A 16,584-nucleotide genomic window follows, 5' to 3' on the forward strand; every position below is an offset into this window, starting at 1 on the left:
GGCACTCGCCACGCACGTTCATGCTGACTACGCTCGCCATCGCCAATTACCGCTCGCTGCGCGAGCTCATCGTGCCGCTGGGCGCGCTCAACGTCGTGACCGGCCCGAACGGCAGCGGCAAGTCGAATCTCTATCGCGCGCTGCGCCTGCTCGCGCTCACGGCGCGCGGCGGCGTGATTCCGTCGCTGGCGCGCGAAGGCGGCCTGCAATCGACGCTATGGGCGGGCCCCGAGCGCTTCTCGCGCGCGGTCGCAGCGGGTGAGTACGCCGTGCAGGGCACGGTGCGCAAAGACGCGGTGAGCCTGCGCCTTGGCTTCGCGGCCGACGCCTTTGGCTACGCGATCGACCTGGGATTGCCGTTGCCTTCGTCCACCTCGCAGTTTTCGCTGGACCCGGTCATCAAGCGCGAGTGCATCTGGAGCGGACCGATCCTGCGGCCTTCGGCGCTGCTCGTGGACCGCCAGGGGCCGATGATCCGCATCCGCGACGCATCGGGCGAATGGACGACGCTCGCGCAGCCTGTGGCGAGCTTCGACAGCATGATGACCGAGTACGCCGACCCGCGCAGCGCGCCTGAAATGATCGCCGTGCGCGAGCAGATCCGCTCGTGGCGCTTCTACGACCACTTCCGCACCGACGAACACGCGAGCGCGCGCCAGGTGCAGATCGGCACGCATTCGCCAGTGCTAGCCGACGACGGCGCCAACCTCGCCGCCGCGCTGCAAACGATCCGCGAGATCGGCGACGGGCAGGCGCTCGACACCGCCATTGGCGACGCCTTTCCGGGCGCGCGCGTGGAGATCGTGAATCACGAGGGCCGTTTCGAGGTGGCGCTGCGCCAGGAGGGGTTGCTACGGCCGCTGCGCGGCGCGGAGCTCTCGGACGGGACCTTGCGTTACCTGTTGCTCGCGGCGGCGCTGCTGAGCCCGCGGCCGCCCGGCCTGCTGGTGCTCGACGAGCCCGAGACGAGCCTGCACCCGGACCTGCTGCCGTCGCTTGCACGGCTCATCGCGCGGGCGTCGCGGCACTCGCAGGTCATCGTGGTCTCGCACGCGGCGCGGCTCGTGGCGGCACTGGAGCGCGAGGCGGGCAGCCAGTCGGTCGTGCTCGAGCGGCGCCTCGGCACAACCGGATTCGCCGATCCGGACACGCTCGACGCGCCGGCATGGAAATGGCCCGCCAGGTAGGCCGGCAGGGCAAACGCAGGGATTGTTTCGGCATGTAACACCGTATAGAAATTGAAAGACTGACGGCGCACGTCGCCCGCTTGCCGAATAATGGGGATAGCCGAATGGGACAGTTGCCCGTCGCGCAGGCCTGACCGGACCCAACCCCGCAACAATCCGTGCTTACCCGGGGTAAGCCCGGGCCGCGGAGGCCGGGTCCGGCTGCCTTAGAATGTCCAGCACCGCAAGAACGGGCAACGCGGCCCCGTTTCCTGGAGACACTCGATGAGAATTGCGCAGATCGCCCCGCTGACCGAATCGGTCCCGCCCAAGCTCTATGGCGGCACCGAGCGCGCTGTTTCATACATCACCGAAGCGCTGGTCGAACTCGGGCACGACGTCACGCTGTTCGCGAGCGGCGATTCGCTCACGAGCGCGAAGCTCGAGCCCGTGTGGCCGCGCGCGCTGCGGCTAGACCCCGGCATTCGCGACCGCATCGCGCCGCACATGCTCCTCATGGAAATGGTGCGCCGTCAGGCCGACCAGTTCGATGTGTTGCACTTCCATATGGACTACTACTCGTTTTCGGTGTTCAAGCGCCAGGAAACGCCGTTCGTGACGACGCTGCACGGCCGCCTCGACCTGCCCGAACAGCAGCCGGTGTTCGATACGTTCAACACCGCGCCCGTCATTTCGATCTCGAACTCACAGCGTCAGCCGATGCCGCAGGCGCGCTGGCTGCGCACGGTCTACCACGGCCTGCCCGAGACGCTCTATACGCCGCAGCCCGTGGAGCAGCGCTATCTTGCATTTCTCGGCCGCATTTCGCCGGAAAAGCGCGTCGACACGGCAATACGCATTGCCGGGCGTTGTGGGTTGCCCATCCGCATCGCCGCCAAGGTCGACGAAGCGGACCGCGAGTATTTCGAGCGCGACATCAAGCCGCTGCTCGCGCTGCCGCACGTCGAGTACGTGGGCGAGATCAACGACAGCCAGAAGGCCGAATTCCTCTCCGGCGCGCATGCGCTGCTGTTCCCGATCGACTGGCCGGAGCCGTTCGGCCTCGTGATGATCGAGGCGATGGCATGCGGCACGCCCGTGGTCGCGTTCAATCGCGGCGCGGTGCCGGAGGTGGTGGAAGAGGGTGTGACGGGTTTTATCGTCGAGGACGAGATTGGTGCCGTGGCGGCGGTGAACCGCATCTCGCGCGTGACGCGTGCCGGTGTGCGGCGCCGCTTCGAAGAGCGTTTCACCTCGCACCGCATGGCGCAGGAGTACGTGCAGGCGTATGAGGCCGTGATTCGCGCGAACAAGCGCTCGCGCTTCAAGGTGATCGATACGTCCGCGAGTTGAGCCCGCGGACGTAACGGGCGCGCTTGCGCGCGTTTAAAAGTCGAGCTTCGTGATCTTCGTGCCGCCGAGCGAGAGGTCGCCGATCAGCCCGCTGTTGGTGAGCACGAAGACCTGCACGGGCTTGGTGGCCGTGGTGGTGTCGATCGAGCCGTTCGCGCCGACCTTCACGAGCGCGACCGATGCGTCGCCGCCTGCCGACCAGCCGCTCGAATTGCGGAATTTCGCGAGCGCGTCTTCCGTCATGAAGAGATAGACGACCGACTTCGACTGCACGCCGAGCGTTGCGCCGACCGAAGCCGACGACGTGCTGTAGAAGCCAACCGTGCTGCCGCCCACGCGCAGTGCGCCGTCGCCGTGCTCGCCGCCTACGCCAATGCCCGCCTGGATCACGCGCGGAAACACGAGGATGCCGCGAGCTTTGCTGACCAGTTCGCGCGAGCCTGGCACGGTTTGATAGAGACGCGAAAGCGTAGCGTCGACGTCGGAGTTGATTGAGTCGGCGCGCGACGCGTTGGTCGCGGCGTTCGGTGCCTGGCTGCCGGTGGTGGTGCAGCCCGAGAGCGCCGCGGCGCCGACGGCGATAGCGACAGAAGCCTTCAAAATGAAGCGGGATACGGCCATTTTATTCTCCGTTCTGGTTTCCGGGCGCCGTGGTGTCACGGCGTCCGTTTGTTATACCTGAACGTCCCGCTCCGCACTTTGAGGCTGCGCAGCACAAACGCTGCGCGGTGGCGCATGCACGAAAGAAGCTAGTGCTCCGGCACCGGTTTGGCCGTGGGCCGCCGCAGGGCGCGCTTCACGCCGCCGATCAGCACGCCGAACGCGAGCAGCACCGCAGCGGGCACGACCCAGTAACCGACGAACGCGTGCCACAAATAGCCCGCGAGCGTGGTGCGTCGTACCGCGTATTCATCGCGCGCTTCCTGCTGGCGCTGCGCGTTCGCCGCGAGCACTGCGGCGGGGCAACCGGCCGCACGCGCGGTGTCTGGCGTGCCGTGGCAGCGTAGCGCGGCGCCGGCGTCACGCTCGGCGTCGGTGAAGGTCCAGGTCGTCAGCGCGCGCTGCAAGTCCGCGCGGTTGTACGCCATCTCGTCCTGAACCTCGCGCACCGCGACGATCATCACCGGGACAAGCCAGAAGGTGATCACCATCAGCCAGCGGCGAAACCAGCGGTTCTTGTGTCTCCATGCCATCTGCGCCTCCGTTCGATGCCTTTGGCATCAACGTCAACTCGGCTGCCCGATGGCTAATAGGTGATTTCGCAGGCAGGGGCCGCCGCTCCAGCCATCATAGGAGAAAAACGACCAGGCTGAATGCGCTGGATTACGCAAATCCGCGCGTTTTCAGGTGACTTCGCCTCCTTCCACGATGATTCGCACAACCGAAGACCCGGGCGCGCGCAGATCGAGCGAACGCTGCAGCGCACAAAACCGACGCATAAAAAAACGCGCCGCAGCAAACGCTGCGGCGCGTGGGACCTGCCGTTCAGAAGGGTGCCTGAATTCGGTTCGCTCAGCTCTTTGTCGAAAGGCACGTCTTCATGAAAGCCTTGCGGTCGTCGCCCTTTTTGTCGCCGGCCTGGGCGTTGCACGCCTTCATGCGCTCCTGCTGGGTCATCGTCGGAGCCGGAACACCGGCAGCCGAAAGACACTGCTTCATGAAAGCCTTGCGATCATCGCCTTTCTTGTCGCCGGCCTGGGCGTTGCACGCCTTCATCTTGTTTTGCTGGCTGTTCGCAGCGGGCGCGGCGGGCGCAGCAGGCGCGGCGGTTTGCGCGAACGCCGGCGCGGCCAGCACGCTGCCCAGCACGATTGCAGCAATGACGGATTGCATCTTCATCGTTCACTCCCTTGAGTTTGGTCGTTCTGAGTTACCGTGCGGCCTGGCCGCTTGTGGACGGTGCGTCTTGCGTGCGCCGCCATTATGGCAAAGCCGCCATTAAAACGATGCGGCGATGTGTTCGGTTGACGCGCGCGCTGCTGCACAATGTTCGCTATCGGCCGTCGACTCAGCCAACCTCGTCCGACGCGGCCGCAACAGCACGGAGAACACGCATGCATTACCTCTTGATGTACGAGCTTGCAGACGACTATCTCGAACGCCGCCCCGAACACCGCAGCGCGCATCTGGCGCTCGCTTGGGCCGCCGCCGAACGCGGCGAACTACTGCTCGGGGGAGCCATTGCCGATCCCGTCGACAACGCGCTGCTGCTTTTCCAGGGCGAAAGCCCGGCCGCCGCAGAAGCGTTCGCGCGCGCCGACCCGTATGTGCGCTCAGGGCTAGTGAAGCAGTGGCGCGTGCGGCCCTGGCAAACGGTGGTGGGCGAAGCGGCTTCGAATCCGGTGCGATAGGGTGCGCCAGGGTGCAATAGGGCGCGGCTGGGTGCGATCGAGTGCGAGCACAAACAGCGGACGAGGTTCAGACTGGCGCTTCGCCGTTTGCGTCCTCAGCGGCCGCTAGCGCCAGCAGGTCGCGTACGGTCTCGTCGCTGACCTGATCGAAGTCGAGGTAGAACTGGCCGACGCTGTAGAACGCCTCGGGCATGCGTGCGCAAACGAATTCGTCCACGGCGCCGCTCAGGCGCTCTTGCGAGCCGGCGGGCGCGACCGGAAGCGCCGCGACAATGCGCGCCGGGCCAAGCGTGGCAAGTGCGAGCGCCGCGGCCTTGAGCGACGCACCTGTGGCCATCCCGTCGTCGACGACAATCGCGACCCGGCCCGCCACGGCAAGCGGCGCACGTTCGCCGCGATAGCGCGCCTCGCGGCGGCCAAGCTCGATACGCGCGAGCGCCATGGCGCTTTGCAACTGCGCTTCGCTCACGCCGGCGCTGCGCACGAGCGAGCTGTCCACGTACTGTGCGCCGTTCGACGACAGCGCGCCCATGGCGAGTTCCGCCTGCCAGGGCAGGCCGAGCTTGCACACGGGCAGAACGTCGAGCGGCACGTGCAGCGCCTTCGCGATTTCATAGCCTACCGGCACGCCGCCGCGCGGGAGCGCGAGCACGATCACGTCGCGTCTGCCCGCGTAGGCCGAGAGCGGACCGGCGAGCAAGCGGCCCGCCTCGCGGCGGTCGGTAAAGGGGCGTTCCATGAGGAGATCCTCCGATTCCGTTGCGGGCAAACCGCCGCACAACGATGCGTTCAGTTTGCCACTCACAGGCGCACGCTGCTCGTAAAGCAACGCCGCGCACGCAGCCAGCACGCCGCACACCGTGCGAGTGGTGCGAATGGTGCGAGCGGCTCGCGCATGCCACTGCCAGCGCGATCCAAAGCCTGGCGGCATTCATTTGCATACGCGGATTTCTCGTTTGGCGCGCTCGTGCTGCCTCGCTACGATGAAGTCGATCCCGCTACCGACGAGGTCTCGCCATGTCCGAATCCGCCTCCTTCAATCCGCGCGTCGTCGAACCGGTCGTGCCCGATGCGCCTGACGGCCTCGGGCTTGCCGTCGAGCTATGGCTCGCGCGCCCGGTCGACGGCATCGCGGGCCGAGCCGTGCGCATACACCTGCGGCACGGCGCGCGCATGGAGCAGGCCGAGACGCTGCGCGATCTGCTCCATGCGGTCGGCACGGCGATCGTGGTCTCCTGAAGGCCCGGTCATCGCGCTCCTTAATCGAGCGGCGTGGCAAAGAGCGCGTCGAGCAGGTTCGACGAGGACGTGTCGGCGAGGCGCGTGAGCGATTCGACCATGCGCACCTGGCAGTCCACGAGCGGCAGCATGCGAATGCGCCGTGACTCGCCGAATTCCGCATGCGCGATCACGCCCACGCCCACGCCTTGCGCGATGGCCGTCTGCAGCGCCTCGCGCCCATCCACATAGAGCACGGGCTGGACCTGCAAGCCTTTGCGCACGAGTTCGGCTTCGAGCAATTGCTGCGTGACCGAATGCGTTTCGCGAAACACCATGGGTTCGCGCACGAGTTCCTCATAGGTCATGCGGCGCTTCTTCGCGGCGGGACTCTCCGCGGGCACCACCGCGACCAGCGGTTCCTCGCGCAGCACGCGCGCCTGCAACCGGCTGTGCACCTGGCGCGCGGCCGTGATCGCGGCGTCGGCTTCGCTCGCGAGCACGCGGCGCATGCATTCAGTCGCGTTCGCGATCGAGAGCTTGATTACCACGCCGGGATAGCGCCGCCTGAACGCGCCGATCAACTTGATCGCGAGGTCCGGCGCGTCGGCGGCGAGGGCGAGTTCGCCCGATTCGAGCGCGCCCGCCGCTTCGAGCAGCCGCCGCGCGTCGCGCTCGCAGCCCACCATCTGACGCGTCACCGCGAATAGCCGCCGCCCGAGTTCCGTGAGTTCCACGCCGCGCGGCCCGCGCTCGAAGAGTTTGACCCCGAAATCCTGTTCGAGCCGCTTCACGTGGTCCGATACGGCCGGCTGCGTGAGCGAGAGCGCCTGCGCGGCGCGTGAGAACCCGCCGTGTTCGGCGACCGCGTGAAAAGCACGCAACTGCGCGTATTGCATGTCGAAGCGCTCCGGTAACAGGGGAAACGGCAAGGGATAAGTCAGGCTTATATCGACATCGATTATATCGATTTTACCGATGGATGGCGCTGCGCTAACGTGTCGCCATTGACAGCCCTGACGCCCACCGGAGCCCGCATGACCACCCCCGCCGAGCCGTATCTCCTGACCCCCGGACCGCTCACCACCGCGGCCTCGACCAAGGCCGCGATGCAGCGCGACTGGGGCTCGTGGGACGCCGACTTCCGCGCCATGACCGCGCAGTTGCGCGCCGCGCTGCTCCAGATCGCGGGCGACGAGCGTGGTGACTATGACTGCGTGCCGTTGCAGGGCAGCGGCAGCTATTGCGTCGAGGCGATGCTCGGCAGCTTCGTGCCGCGCGATGGCCACGCGCTCGTGCTCGCCAACGGCGCGTATGGCAAGCGCATTGCCACGACGCTGCGCTACCTGGGCCGCCAGCACACCGTGCACGATACCGGTGACTACCTGCCGCCTCGCGCCGCGGACGTCGAGCGCCTGCTGGTCGCGAACCCGGACGTCACGCATGTCGTCGTCGTGCACTGCGAGACCAGCTCCGGCATTCTGAACCCGATCGAGGAGATCGCGGCCGTGACGGCGCGCCAGGGGCGGCGGCTCCTGATCGACTCGATGAGCGCGTTCGGTGCCGTTCCGCTCGACGTGCGCGCGCTGCCTTGCGACGCGTTCGTTTCGTCGGCGAACAAGTGCATCGAGGGCGTGCCGGGCTTCGGCTTCGTGATCGCAAAAAAAGAAGTCCTGAGCCGCGCGAAGGGCGTGAGCCACTCGCTCGCGCTGGACATCTACGACCAGTGGGATGTCATGAACCGCACCGGCCAGTGGCGCTTCACGCCGCCCACGCATGCCGTGGCCGCGTTCATCGAGGCGCTGCGGCTGCACGCGCTCGAAGGCGGTCAGCCTGGGCGACTTGCACGCTATGCGCACAACCGCGACGTGCTCGTCGAGGGCATGCGCGAGCTCGGTTTCGAGCCGCTGCTGACCGAATCCTGGCGCTCGCCCATCATCGTCACGTTCTTTTCGCCGGCCGATCCCGCATTCGACTTCACGCGCTTTTACGAGCTCATGAAGGCGCAGGGTTTCATCATCTATCCGGGCAAGCTGACCAGTGTGGAAAGTTTTCGCATCGGCTGCATCGGTGCGCTCGACGAAACCGTCATGCGCCGCGTCGTGGCCGCATGCGGCGAAGCGCTGCGCGCGCTCGGCGTGGCGAGTGCCGCGCCCGCGCCAGTCGATCTCGGCGCACGCGAAGCGCTCGCCGCTTGATGCGCGGCTATTGTTAAGAGTACAGACCACCGATTATTTGGCAGGACGCATGCAATGAAACACGTCAAGGCAGTGATCTTCGACTGGGCGGGCACCGTGGTCGACTACGGCTCGCGCGCGCCAATGGGCGCCTTCGTCGAGACCTTCGAGCAATTCGGCGTGCCGGTCACGATCGACGAGGCGCGCGGGCCGATGGGCATGGCCAAGCGTCCGCACATCGCGGCGCTGATGGCGCTGCCGCGCGTCGCGGCGGCATGGGAAGCGCGCTACGGCCACGCGCCGGGCGAGGCCGATATCGACGCCGTGTACGACGTCTTCGTGCCGAAGAACGTTGCCGTGGCCGCGCAGTACAGCGACGTCATTCCAGGCGTGGCGGCCGTGACCGCCGCGCTGCGCGCCGATGGCGTGCGCATCGGCTCGACCACCGGCTACACGCGGGAGATCATCGACCAGATCGTGCCGGGCGCGAAGGCACAGGGCTTCGAGCCGGACAGCATCGTCTGCACCGGCGACACGCCCGAGGGCCGGCCATCGCCCTACATGATCTACCGCACGCTGCCGCAACTCGGCGTGTGGCTCGCTCGCGATGCGATCAAGGTGGACGACACCGAAGTCGGCATCGAAGAGGGCATCAACGGCGGCACGTGGGCGGTCGGGGTCGCCGTGAGCGGCAACGCCTTCGGCCTGACCGAGGAAGAAGTCCACGCGCTCGCCCCCGATGAATTCGCACGCCGGCGCGCCGCGGCCGTAGAGCGTCTGCGCGCGGCGGGCGCGCACTATGTGATCGACAGCGTCGCCGACCTGCTGCCCGTGGTGAACGAGATCGAATCGCGGCTTGCCCGCGGCGAGCGGCCGTAAGCCGTATCTCGCGCGGCTTTTGCAGGCGACCCCGTCGCCTGCGCTAACATGGGCGCCCCCGTCATTGGCCGCCGCCCATGAAGACGTTTCTACTTTTTGTCGTGACCGCGCTCGCCGAGATCGTCGGCTGCTATCTGCCTTACCGGTGGCTGCGCGAAGGCGCGAGCGCGTGGCTTCTGTTGCCGGCCGCTGTTTCGCTTGCGCTTTTCGCCTGGCTGCTCACGCTGCATCCCACGGCCGCCGGGCGCACCTATGCGGCCTATGGCGGCGTTTATGTGTGCGTGGCGATTCTCTGGCTCTGGGCCGTCGAGGCGATCCGGCCAAGCCCCTGGGACTGGGCCGGCATCGGCTTCACGCTGGCCGGCATGGCGCTCATCATGTTCCAGCCGCGTTGAACGGCGCGAACCTCAACCGACGGTATTGACCTGCGGAAACTTGTCGCGAAAGGCCTGCGGCATCGGTACGACCTTTTTCGCTTCGTAATCGAAGAATACGAAGCCGGATTTCGCCATGGCGATGAGCGCGCCGTCGGCGGGCCGCGTAATGCGAAAGATGATGTCGCCGCCGTACTTGTTGAAATCCATGATGCCCACTTCGAAGCAGAGCGCGTCGCGCGCGTAGGCTTCGGCGCGATAGGTCGTGGCCAGATCGGTCACGATGATGCTCGTGTGCGCGTCCTTCATGCCCTCGATGCCCGCGTCGAACAGAAAACGCGCGCGCGCCTCGGAAATCATCGAGATCATCGAATCGTTCGCGAGGTGATTGGCCGAATTGATGTCGGTAACGCGCACTGTGAGGTGCGTCGAGTAATAGAACTGGTCTTCGGGAAAGTGGAGCTCGATGCGGGCCATGATGCGATGCGAAAAATTGGGGACGGGCGACGCCAGCGGGCTTGTACGGCATGGGCGCCGGGGCGCCGGGGCGCGTTGGCAGGCGCGATTGTAACGGCTGACGCGTCGCCCCCGGCGCCAGCCCGGCGCTAGAATGCGTGAGCCTTTCGCCCGAGACTACCTTGCGCGCTCGCCATATTCATCGATTCCCGCCATGACCGACATAGCTGGCCCCGCATCCCGCACCGCCGCCGATACGCCCCCCGCGCCGAACGAGTTGCCCACACTAAACGGCCGCACGGTCGCGCTGCATCCGCTCTGCGCGCAAGACGCGCCACGCCTCGTCGCCGCGGCGGCGGACGGCGAACTCTGGAACCTCAAGGTGACGGTGGTGCCTGGTGCCACTACCGTCGATGCCTGGATTGCCCGGGCGCTCGATGGCGTGCGTGCCGGCACCGTCATTGCGTTCACGATCCGGCTGCGCGCCAGTGATCGCGTGGTGGGGAGCACGCGTTTCTGGAAGGTCGACCGTGAGAACCGCAAGCTGGAAATCGGCTCGACGTGGCTCGCTGCCTCGGCGCAGCGCACTGTCGTGAATACCGAGGCGAAGTTTCTGATGCTCAGCTACGCCTTCGAAACGCTCGGCTTCGTGCGTGTGCAGTTCACGACCGACGTGCTCAACGCGAAGTCGCGTGCCGCAATCCTGCGCCTGGGTGCGAAAGAAGAGGGCGTGGTGCGCCGTGAACGCATCATGCCGGATGGCCGCAAGCGCGATTCCGTGCGCTTTAGCATCATCGAGGACGAGTGGCCCGAGGTGAAGGCTGGCTTGTTGCGGCGGTTACAAGCCGCCGGCTGAGCCTTGCCGCGTCGGCGCAGCCGCTCGGGTGGCGCTTCAGTCGGCGGATCGCCTTCGGGTACCGGCGGCGGCTCGGGGTCCGAAACCGGAGGGGGCGGTGGGCGACGCGGATTATCGGGCTCCTCTGTCGGCAGATGGGCCTCGGGACCACGCAAAAAGCGAGCGGCAAGAAGGAAGTTCGAACGCATAGACCTCTCCGCGTTACAGGATGCGTGTGCGTGTGCGTGATGCGCTGCGGCATCGCGAATGCGCGAATCCACGCAAATCCATTTGCCCGGCGAAGCGCAAGCGCCGTGCCGCACAACACGCTCCTGGAACGCACGTTGCTGCGATTCGCGCACGGACCTTTGCAGTCATCTGTGAGTGGCGCGCGGCTATCCGCGCGGGCAGCAGTGGGACATCCGCCGCGCCGCGCTGGTCCCGGCGCGATTGCGCGCCGTGTAGGCGCAACCGTATTCCGTAAGCGACTCCTCATGGCGAACGTGGGCCCCCGGGTACAGCGCTTGCATTGGCGCGGTATTCATCGTCCATTTGCACAAGGGAGGGGGATACCATGACGACACAATCGAATCGCCCGCTGAAGTCGCGTGACCGGGCATCCCGGCACACATCGGCATGCGTCGTCGCGCTTGCGTGCGCGCTTGGGTGCACGTTGGGCGCGCCTTCTGCCGCGCTCGCGCAGGGCGCACCGCAATCGATCGCCGTGCAGCGCATGGCCACGGTGCAGTCGGGCACCGGCTTTCGCGCGTCGAAGCTCGTAGGCTCCGATGTCTACGACAATAGCGGCGGCAAGATCGGCGCAATCGACGACATCGTGCTCGAATCGCCTGACGAAGGCGCCTTCGCCATTCTCTCCGTGGGCGGCTTCCTCGGCATGGGCAAGCATCTCGTGGCCGTACCGTTCAACGATCTGCGCATCGACAGGAAACAGATCGTACTGCAGACCGATAAGGCGCAGCTAAAGGCCATGCCCGAGTTCAACTACGCGCACGATTGACGCGCGCGCGGGCGCGCTTGCTGGAGGTCAAGCCGGCCAGCGCCTTAGTCCAAAGTCCTATTGCGCGCGCCACGTCCACACACCATAGTGGAAGGATGCCTCGTGGGAGGCGTCCGAAGCGGGGAGCAATTCAATGGCGAAGAAAGAGGAAGTCAAGGCCGCGAGCGCAACGCAGCCGGCGGAAAAACTCAGCGAAAAAGCCTATCAAAAGGAGCTCGAGCACTTGCATGGCGAACTCGTTCGCTTGCAGGAGTGGGTGGTCCAGAAGCGCCTGCGGGTATGCATCCTGTTCGAAGGGCGCGACGGCGCAGGCAAGGGCGGCACGATCAAGGCGCTCACCGAACGGGTGAGCCCGCGCGTGTTTCGCGTATTCGCGCTGCCCGCGCCCACGGAGCGCGAAAAGTCGCAAATGTACTTTCAGCGCTACCTGCCGCTGTTGCCCGCTGCCGGTGAAATCGTGGTGTTCGACCGCAGCTGGTACAACCGTGCGGGCGTTGAGCGCGTGATGGGCTTTTGCACGCCGGAACAGGCGACGGAATTCCTGCGCGGCGTGCCGCTCATCGAGCGCGCCATCATCGACTCGGGCACGATCCTCATCAAGTTCTGGCTCGAAGTGAGCCAGAAAGAACAGACGCGGCGCCTCGAAGGGCGTATCAACGACCCACGCAAGATCTGGAAGCTTTCGCCGATGGACCTGCTGTCGTATAGCCGCTGGTACGACTATTCACGCGCGCGCGACGAAATGTTCGACATGACCGATACGCCGGAGTCCCCATGGTTCGTTGTCCGATCCGATGACAAGAAACGCGCGCGCCTGAACGTCATCAATCATATTCTGAACACCATTGCGTACAAGGCGCTGCCGCGCGAGAAGGTCACGCTGCCCGATCGCCAGAAGCCACATGGTTACCGCGACCCGGACTACCCCTACCGGTACGTGCAGGAGAAGTACTGAGCGGCGCGCGCGATCCGGCGCGGCTTCTCGTCGCGGCGGATCAAACCACACTATCATCACGATTGAACGCTCACGAGGGGTAGACCATGGCCGAACTGCTGCTGGGAAATATCGACGAACACGTCACGGACGCCGAAATCAACGAGTTTCTGGAGCGCTACGGTTTTCCGCCGTACGACGCGATTCAGCGCATCGAGGGGGCGGGGCGTCCCGGCGCCTTGCTCACCTTCCACGCGGCGAGCGAAGAGGGGCTGCGCAGGTTGCAGGGCCGCATCAACAACCTGTTCTGGCGCGATCACACCATCAGCGCTCAGGTCATGCCGCCGGCGCGCGAGGAGTAGGCGGGCGCCAACACACAACAGGGCGCGTACCACGGCTTTGTCAGCTGCGGTGCGCGCCCTGCGTTTTCAGGCGCCGTTTCAGGGCGCTCGAACTCGGGCCGAAGTCAGGCCCGATCTCAGGCCGGTTTCAGTAAAAGATCAACCCCGGCTTCTCCGTGCTCACGCGCGTGCCCGCCTTGCCTTGGGTAATCGCCACGATATCGGGCAGCGCGCCAATCACTGCATCCTTGCCGGTGTTACGCGCGAACTCGGCTGCCGCCATGACCTTCGGTCCCATCGACCCGGCCGCGAAGCCAAGCTTCTCCAGTTCGTCGGGATGCGCGCTTGCAATCGCCTTTTGCGACGGCTTGCTCCAGTCGACGTAAGCGGCGTCCACGTCGGTGGCGATGATGAGCATGTCTGCTTCCAGCTCCTGCGCGAGCAGGGCGGAGCACAGATCCTTGTCGATCACGGCCTCCACGCCGCCCAGCTTGTGGCCTTCGCCGTAAAGCGTCGGAATGCCGCCGCCGCCCGCGCAGATCACGATCGTGCCGCGCTCCAGCAGCCATTTCACGGGGCGGATCTCGAAGATGTGCTTCGGCCGCGGGCTCGCCACGACACGGCGGAACTTGTCGCCGTCCGGCGCGATGGCCCAGCCACGTTCGGCGGCGAGCTGCTCCGCCTGTTCCTTCGTGTAGACCGGGCCGATCGGTTTGCTCGGATGCTGGAACGCCGGATCGTTCGCGTCCACCTCGACCTGGGTGAGAATGGTCGCGAAGGGCACCTCGTACGGCAGGAGATTGCCGAGTTCCTGCTCGATCATGTAGCCGATCATGCCTTCGGTCTGCGCGCCGAGCACGTCGAGCGGGTAGCTGGGCACGTCCTTGTAGGCTTCGCCTTGCAACGCGAGCAGGCCGACCTGCGGCCCGTTGCCGTGCGCGATCACCAGTTCGTTACCCTGTGCGATCTGCGAGATCTGGGTGGCCGCGAGGCGCACGTTTTCGCGCTGGTTCTCCGCCGTCATCGGCTCGCCGCGACGCAGCAGCGCGTTGCCGCCGAGCGCAATCACGATTCGCATGTCTGACTCCCAAGGTTAGGCGTATCGGTGAAGCGGGGCGCGCGCACTGCACACGCGCCCCGTCGAGCGGCGTGGCTCAAATGTCGGCGAGCGTCGACACGAGAATCGCCTTGATCGTGTGCATGCGATTTTCCGCCTGCTCGAAGGCCAGATTCAGCGGCGACTCGAACACTTCCTCCGTGACCTCGACACCGCCCTTGAGCTCGGGATACTTGTCGGCGATCTGCTTGCCGATCACGGTCTCGCTGTTGTGGAAGGCGGGCAGGCAGTGCATGAAGCGCGTATGCGGCGTGCCGCTCGCTTTCATGAGCGCCATGTTCACCTGGTACGGCAGCAGCGCCTTGATGCGCTCGCCCCAGGCTTCCATGGGCTCGCCCATCGAGACCCACACGTCGGTGTGGATGAAATCGACGTCCTTGACGGCGGCCTTGGGGTCCTCGGTGAGCAGGATGCGCGCGCCGCTTTCCTCGGCGAACTTCTTGCAGTCCGCCACGAGATCGTCATGCGGCCAGAGCGACTTCGGCGCCGCAATGCGCACGTCCATGCCGAGCTTCGCGCCGACGAGCAGCAGCGAGTTGCCCATGTTGTTGCGCGCGTCGCCGAGATACGCGTAGCTGATTTGCGTGAGCGGCTTGTCGGAATGCTCGCGCATGGTGAGCACGTCGGCGAGCATTTGCGTGGGGTGGTATTCGTCGGTCAGGCCGTTGAACACGGGCACGCCCGCGAACTTCGCCAGTTCCTCGACGATGTCCTGTTTGAAGCCGCGATACTCGATCGCATCGTACATGCGGCCCAGCACGCGTGCCGTATCCTTCATGCTCTCCTTGTGGCCGATCTGCGAGGAGGTTGGATCGATGTAGGTGACGTTCGCGCCCTGATCGTAGGCCGCGACTTCGAACGCGCAGCGCGTGCGCGTGGAAGTCTTCTCGAAGATCAGCGCAATATTGACGCCCTTGAGGTGTTGCTGCTCGGTCCCCGTGTACTTGGCGCGCTTGAGGTCGCGCGAGAGGTCGAGCAGATAACGCAGCTCGCGGGTGCTGTGATGCATCAGACTAAGCAGGCTGCGGTTGCGCAGATTGAAAGCCATGTCGTTTCTCCGTTGCGAATGCAGTGGGTTGCGGTTTGGTGCGGCGCTCAGAGATCGATGGCGTCGCGCACGATCGGGCACGTCATGCAGTGGCCGCCGCCGCGCCCGCGGCCCAGTTCGCTCGCCGTGATCGTGATGACCTCCACGCCGGCCTTGCGCAGCAGCGTATTCGTATAGGTGTTGCGGTCGTAGCCAATCACGACGCCGGGTTCGAGGCACACCACGTTGTTGCCGTCGTCCCATTGCTCGCGCTCGGCCGCGAACGCGTTGCCGCCCGTCTCGACGATGCGCAGGGCCTTCAGGCCCATCGCTTCGGCCACCACGTCCACGAAGGGCTTTTCCTCACGGCGCAGGTCGAGCTTCGAGGGGCTCTTGTCGTCGGGGCGAACCGAGAACGGCACGATCTCGTTGACGACTTCCGGGAAGATCGTCACGAGGTCGCGGTCGCAGAAGCTGAACACCGTATCGAGGTGCATGGCTGCGCGCGACTTGGGCAGGCCCGCCACGACGACGCGCTTTGCGCCGCCTTTGGCGAAAAGGTTCTGCGCCAGACGCCCGATGGCCTGGCGGCTCGTGCGCTCGCCCATGCCGACCAGCACGACGCCGTTGCCAATCGGCATCACGTCGCCGCCCTCCAGCGTGGCCGCGCCATGGTCCTCGTCGGGGTCGCCGTACCAGACCTCGAAGTCCTTGCCGGCGAACTGCGGGTGATAGCGGTAGATCGCCGTGGTGAGCAGCGTCTCCTGCCGCCGTGCCGGCCAGTACATCGGGTTCAGCGATACGCCGCCGTAGATCCAGCATGTCGTGTCGCGCGTGAAAAGCGTGTTGGGCAGCGGTGGCAGCACGAAGCTCGAATAGCCGAGGTAGCTGCGGAACTCCTTCAGGATCTTGCTTTGGTCGCTGTCCGGAACATCCTCGGCCACCACGCCGCCAATCAGAAATTCCGCGGTGCGGCGCGGCTCCAGCCCTTCGAGCCAGTTGCGCACCTCGCCGGCCAACGAAACGCCCACGGTTTCCGGGCGAATCTTGCGATCGAGGATGTACTTGAGCGCTTCCGGGTTCTGAATCGCTTCGGTCAGCAGATTGTGCATCTCGAGGACTTCCACGCCGCGTTCGCGCATCTTCGTCACGAAGTCGAAGTGGTCGCGCTTCGCCTGGCTGACCCAGATGACGTCGTCGAATAGCAGTTCGTCGCAGTTGCTGGGCGTGAGGCGTTGATGCGCGAGTCCGGGTGAGCACACCATGACCTTGCGCAGCTTGCCCGCCTCGGAATTGACGCCAAAGGCGACAGTGTCCGTACTCATCATGAGACTCCTC

Annotated in this window: 20 protein-coding genes; 11 read left to right on the plus strand and 9 right to left on the minus strand. The window is 65.7% G+C overall.

Annotated elements, in window-relative coordinates:
* Positions 1-20: 20 nt before the first annotated feature.
* Together U5A57_RS28110 and U5A57_RS28115 are read left to right on the plus strand one after the other, a co-directional pair.
* Positions 21-1,187 carry an AAA family ATPase gene (locus U5A57_RS28110; RefSeq protein ID WP_321914895.1) on the plus strand — a complete coding sequence of 389 codons (1,167 nt, stop codon included), beginning with the start codon at positions 21-23 and terminating at the stop codon, positions 1,185-1,187.
* 264 nt (positions 1,188-1,451) lie between these two features.
* A complete protein-coding gene (locus U5A57_RS28115) occupies positions 1,452-2,519 on the plus strand; it encodes a glycosyltransferase family 4 protein (RefSeq protein WP_321914896.1) in 1,068 nt (355 codons plus the stop codon).
* Between the two features lie 33 nt (positions 2,520-2,552).
* On the opposite strand, the gene U5A57_RS28120 is transcribed toward U5A57_RS28115, so the two are convergent.
* The 3 genes from U5A57_RS28120 to U5A57_RS28130 form a co-directional block, all read right to left on the minus strand.
* Positions 2,553-3,140 carry a YSC84-related protein gene (locus tag U5A57_RS28120; protein ID WP_321914897.1) on the minus strand — a complete coding sequence of 196 codons (588 nt, stop codon included), beginning with the start codon at positions 3,138-3,140 and terminating at the stop codon, positions 2,553-2,555.
* A 128-nt stretch (positions 3,141-3,268) separates the two neighbouring features.
* Positions 3,269-3,712, minus strand: a complete 444-nt coding sequence (locus U5A57_RS28125) for a hypothetical protein (RefSeq protein WP_321914898.1) — start codon at positions 3,710-3,712, stop codon at positions 3,269-3,271.
* A 319-nt stretch (positions 3,713-4,031) separates the two neighbouring features.
* Complete coding sequence (locus tag U5A57_RS28130; protein ID WP_321914899.1) at positions 4,032-4,358, minus strand: PsiF family protein; 327 nt, start codon at positions 4,356-4,358, stop codon at positions 4,032-4,034.
* Between the two features lie 215 nt (positions 4,359-4,573).
* On the opposite strand from U5A57_RS28130, the gene U5A57_RS28135 reads away from it, so the two are divergent.
* Entirely contained in the window at positions 4,574-4,870 is a 297-nt protein-coding gene (locus tag U5A57_RS28135) for a YciI-like protein (protein WP_321914900.1), read from the plus strand.
* A gap of 67 nt (positions 4,871-4,937) precedes the next feature.
* Here U5A57_RS28135 and U5A57_RS28140 read toward each other — a convergent pair whose 3' ends face one another.
* On the minus strand, positions 4,938-5,609 hold the full coding sequence (locus tag U5A57_RS28140) for a phosphoribosyltransferase (RefSeq protein ID WP_321914901.1): 672 nt from the start codon (positions 5,607-5,609) through the stop codon (positions 4,938-4,940).
* Positions 5,610-5,887: 278 nt separating this feature from the next.
* Here U5A57_RS28140 and U5A57_RS28145 point away from each other — a divergent pair, with 278 nt between their 5' ends.
* The gene (locus U5A57_RS28145; protein ID WP_158757792.1) at positions 5,888-6,109 is read left to right on the plus strand and encodes a hypothetical protein; all 222 of its coding nucleotides are present in this window, start codon (positions 5,888-5,890) and stop codon (positions 6,107-6,109) included.
* A gap of 20 nt (positions 6,110-6,129) precedes the next feature.
* Here U5A57_RS28145 and U5A57_RS28150 read toward each other — a convergent pair whose 3' ends face one another.
* Positions 6,130-6,987 (minus strand): LysR substrate-binding domain-containing protein, encoded by an 858-nt coding sequence (locus U5A57_RS28150; protein WP_321914902.1) that lies wholly within the window; start codon positions 6,985-6,987, stop codon positions 6,130-6,132.
* 138 nt (positions 6,988-7,125) lie between these two features.
* On the opposite strand from U5A57_RS28150, the gene U5A57_RS28155 reads away from it, so the two are divergent.
* The 3 genes from U5A57_RS28155 (at position 7,126) to U5A57_RS28165 (ending at position 9,539) form a co-directional block, all read left to right on the plus strand.
* A complete protein-coding gene (locus U5A57_RS28155) occupies positions 7,126-8,286 on the plus strand; it encodes a 2-aminoethylphosphonate--pyruvate transaminase (RefSeq protein WP_321914903.1) in 1,161 nt (386 codons plus the stop codon).
* Positions 8,287-8,340: 54 nt separating this feature from the next.
* Positions 8,341-9,144 (plus strand): phosphonoacetaldehyde hydrolase, encoded by an 804-nt coding sequence (gene phnX / locus U5A57_RS28160; RefSeq protein ID WP_321914904.1) that lies wholly within the window; start codon positions 8,341-8,343, stop codon positions 9,142-9,144.
* Positions 9,145-9,221: 77 nt separating this feature from the next.
* Positions 9,222-9,539: a YnfA family protein gene (locus U5A57_RS28165; protein ID WP_321914906.1), complete on the plus strand. Its 318-nt coding sequence runs from the start codon at positions 9,222-9,224 to the stop codon at positions 9,537-9,539.
* A 12-nt stretch (positions 9,540-9,551) separates the two neighbouring features.
* On the opposite strand, the gene U5A57_RS28170 is transcribed toward U5A57_RS28165, so the two are convergent.
* Positions 9,552-9,995, minus strand: a complete 444-nt coding sequence (locus U5A57_RS28170) for a thioesterase family protein (protein WP_233881541.1) — start codon at positions 9,993-9,995, stop codon at positions 9,552-9,554.
* A 193-nt stretch (positions 9,996-10,188) separates the two neighbouring features.
* Here U5A57_RS28170 and U5A57_RS28175 point away from each other — a divergent pair, with 193 nt between their 5' ends.
* The 4 genes from U5A57_RS28175 to U5A57_RS28190 all read left to right on the plus strand — a co-directional run bounded on the left by U5A57_RS28175 (position 10,189) and on the right by U5A57_RS28190 (position 13,123).
* On the plus strand, positions 10,189-10,830 hold the full coding sequence (locus tag U5A57_RS28175; RefSeq protein WP_321914907.1) for a GNAT family protein: 642 nt from the start codon (positions 10,189-10,191) through the stop codon (positions 10,828-10,830).
* Positions 10,831-11,383: 553 nt separating this feature from the next.
* Positions 11,384-11,827, plus strand: coding sequence for a PRC-barrel domain-containing protein (locus U5A57_RS28180; RefSeq protein ID WP_321914908.1), 444 nt, complete (start codon positions 11,384-11,386; stop codon positions 11,825-11,827).
* A 133-nt stretch (positions 11,828-11,960) separates the two neighbouring features.
* Entirely contained in the window at positions 11,961-12,782 is an 822-nt protein-coding gene (gene ppk2, locus U5A57_RS28185) for a polyphosphate kinase 2 (protein WP_321914909.1), read from the plus strand.
* A gap of 86 nt (positions 12,783-12,868) precedes the next feature.
* A complete protein-coding gene (locus U5A57_RS28190) occupies positions 12,869-13,123 on the plus strand; it encodes an RNA-binding protein (RefSeq protein WP_110387579.1) in 255 nt (84 codons plus the stop codon).
* Between the two features lie 127 nt (positions 13,124-13,250).
* On the opposite strand, the gene arcC is transcribed toward U5A57_RS28190, so the two are convergent.
* From arcC to arcA, 3 genes are all read right to left on the minus strand, one after another.
* Complete coding sequence (gene arcC / locus U5A57_RS28195; protein ID WP_321914910.1) at positions 13,251-14,180, minus strand: carbamate kinase; 930 nt, start codon at positions 14,178-14,180, stop codon at positions 13,251-13,253.
* A 76-nt stretch (positions 14,181-14,256) separates the two neighbouring features.
* Positions 14,257-15,267 (minus strand): ornithine carbamoyltransferase, encoded by a 1,011-nt coding sequence (locus U5A57_RS28200; protein ID WP_321914911.1) that lies wholly within the window; start codon positions 15,265-15,267, stop codon positions 14,257-14,259.
* Positions 15,268-15,314: 47 nt separating this feature from the next.
* Positions 15,315-16,574, minus strand: coding sequence for an arginine deiminase (gene arcA / locus U5A57_RS28205; protein WP_415774670.1), 1,260 nt, complete (start codon positions 16,572-16,574; stop codon positions 15,315-15,317).
* Positions 16,575-16,584 lie beyond the last annotated feature (10 nt).

The sequence above is a fragment of the Paraburkholderia sp. J11-2 genome (genome assembly GCF_905220185.1).
Lineage (GTDB): Bacteria > Pseudomonadota > Gammaproteobacteria > Burkholderiales > Burkholderiaceae > Paraburkholderia.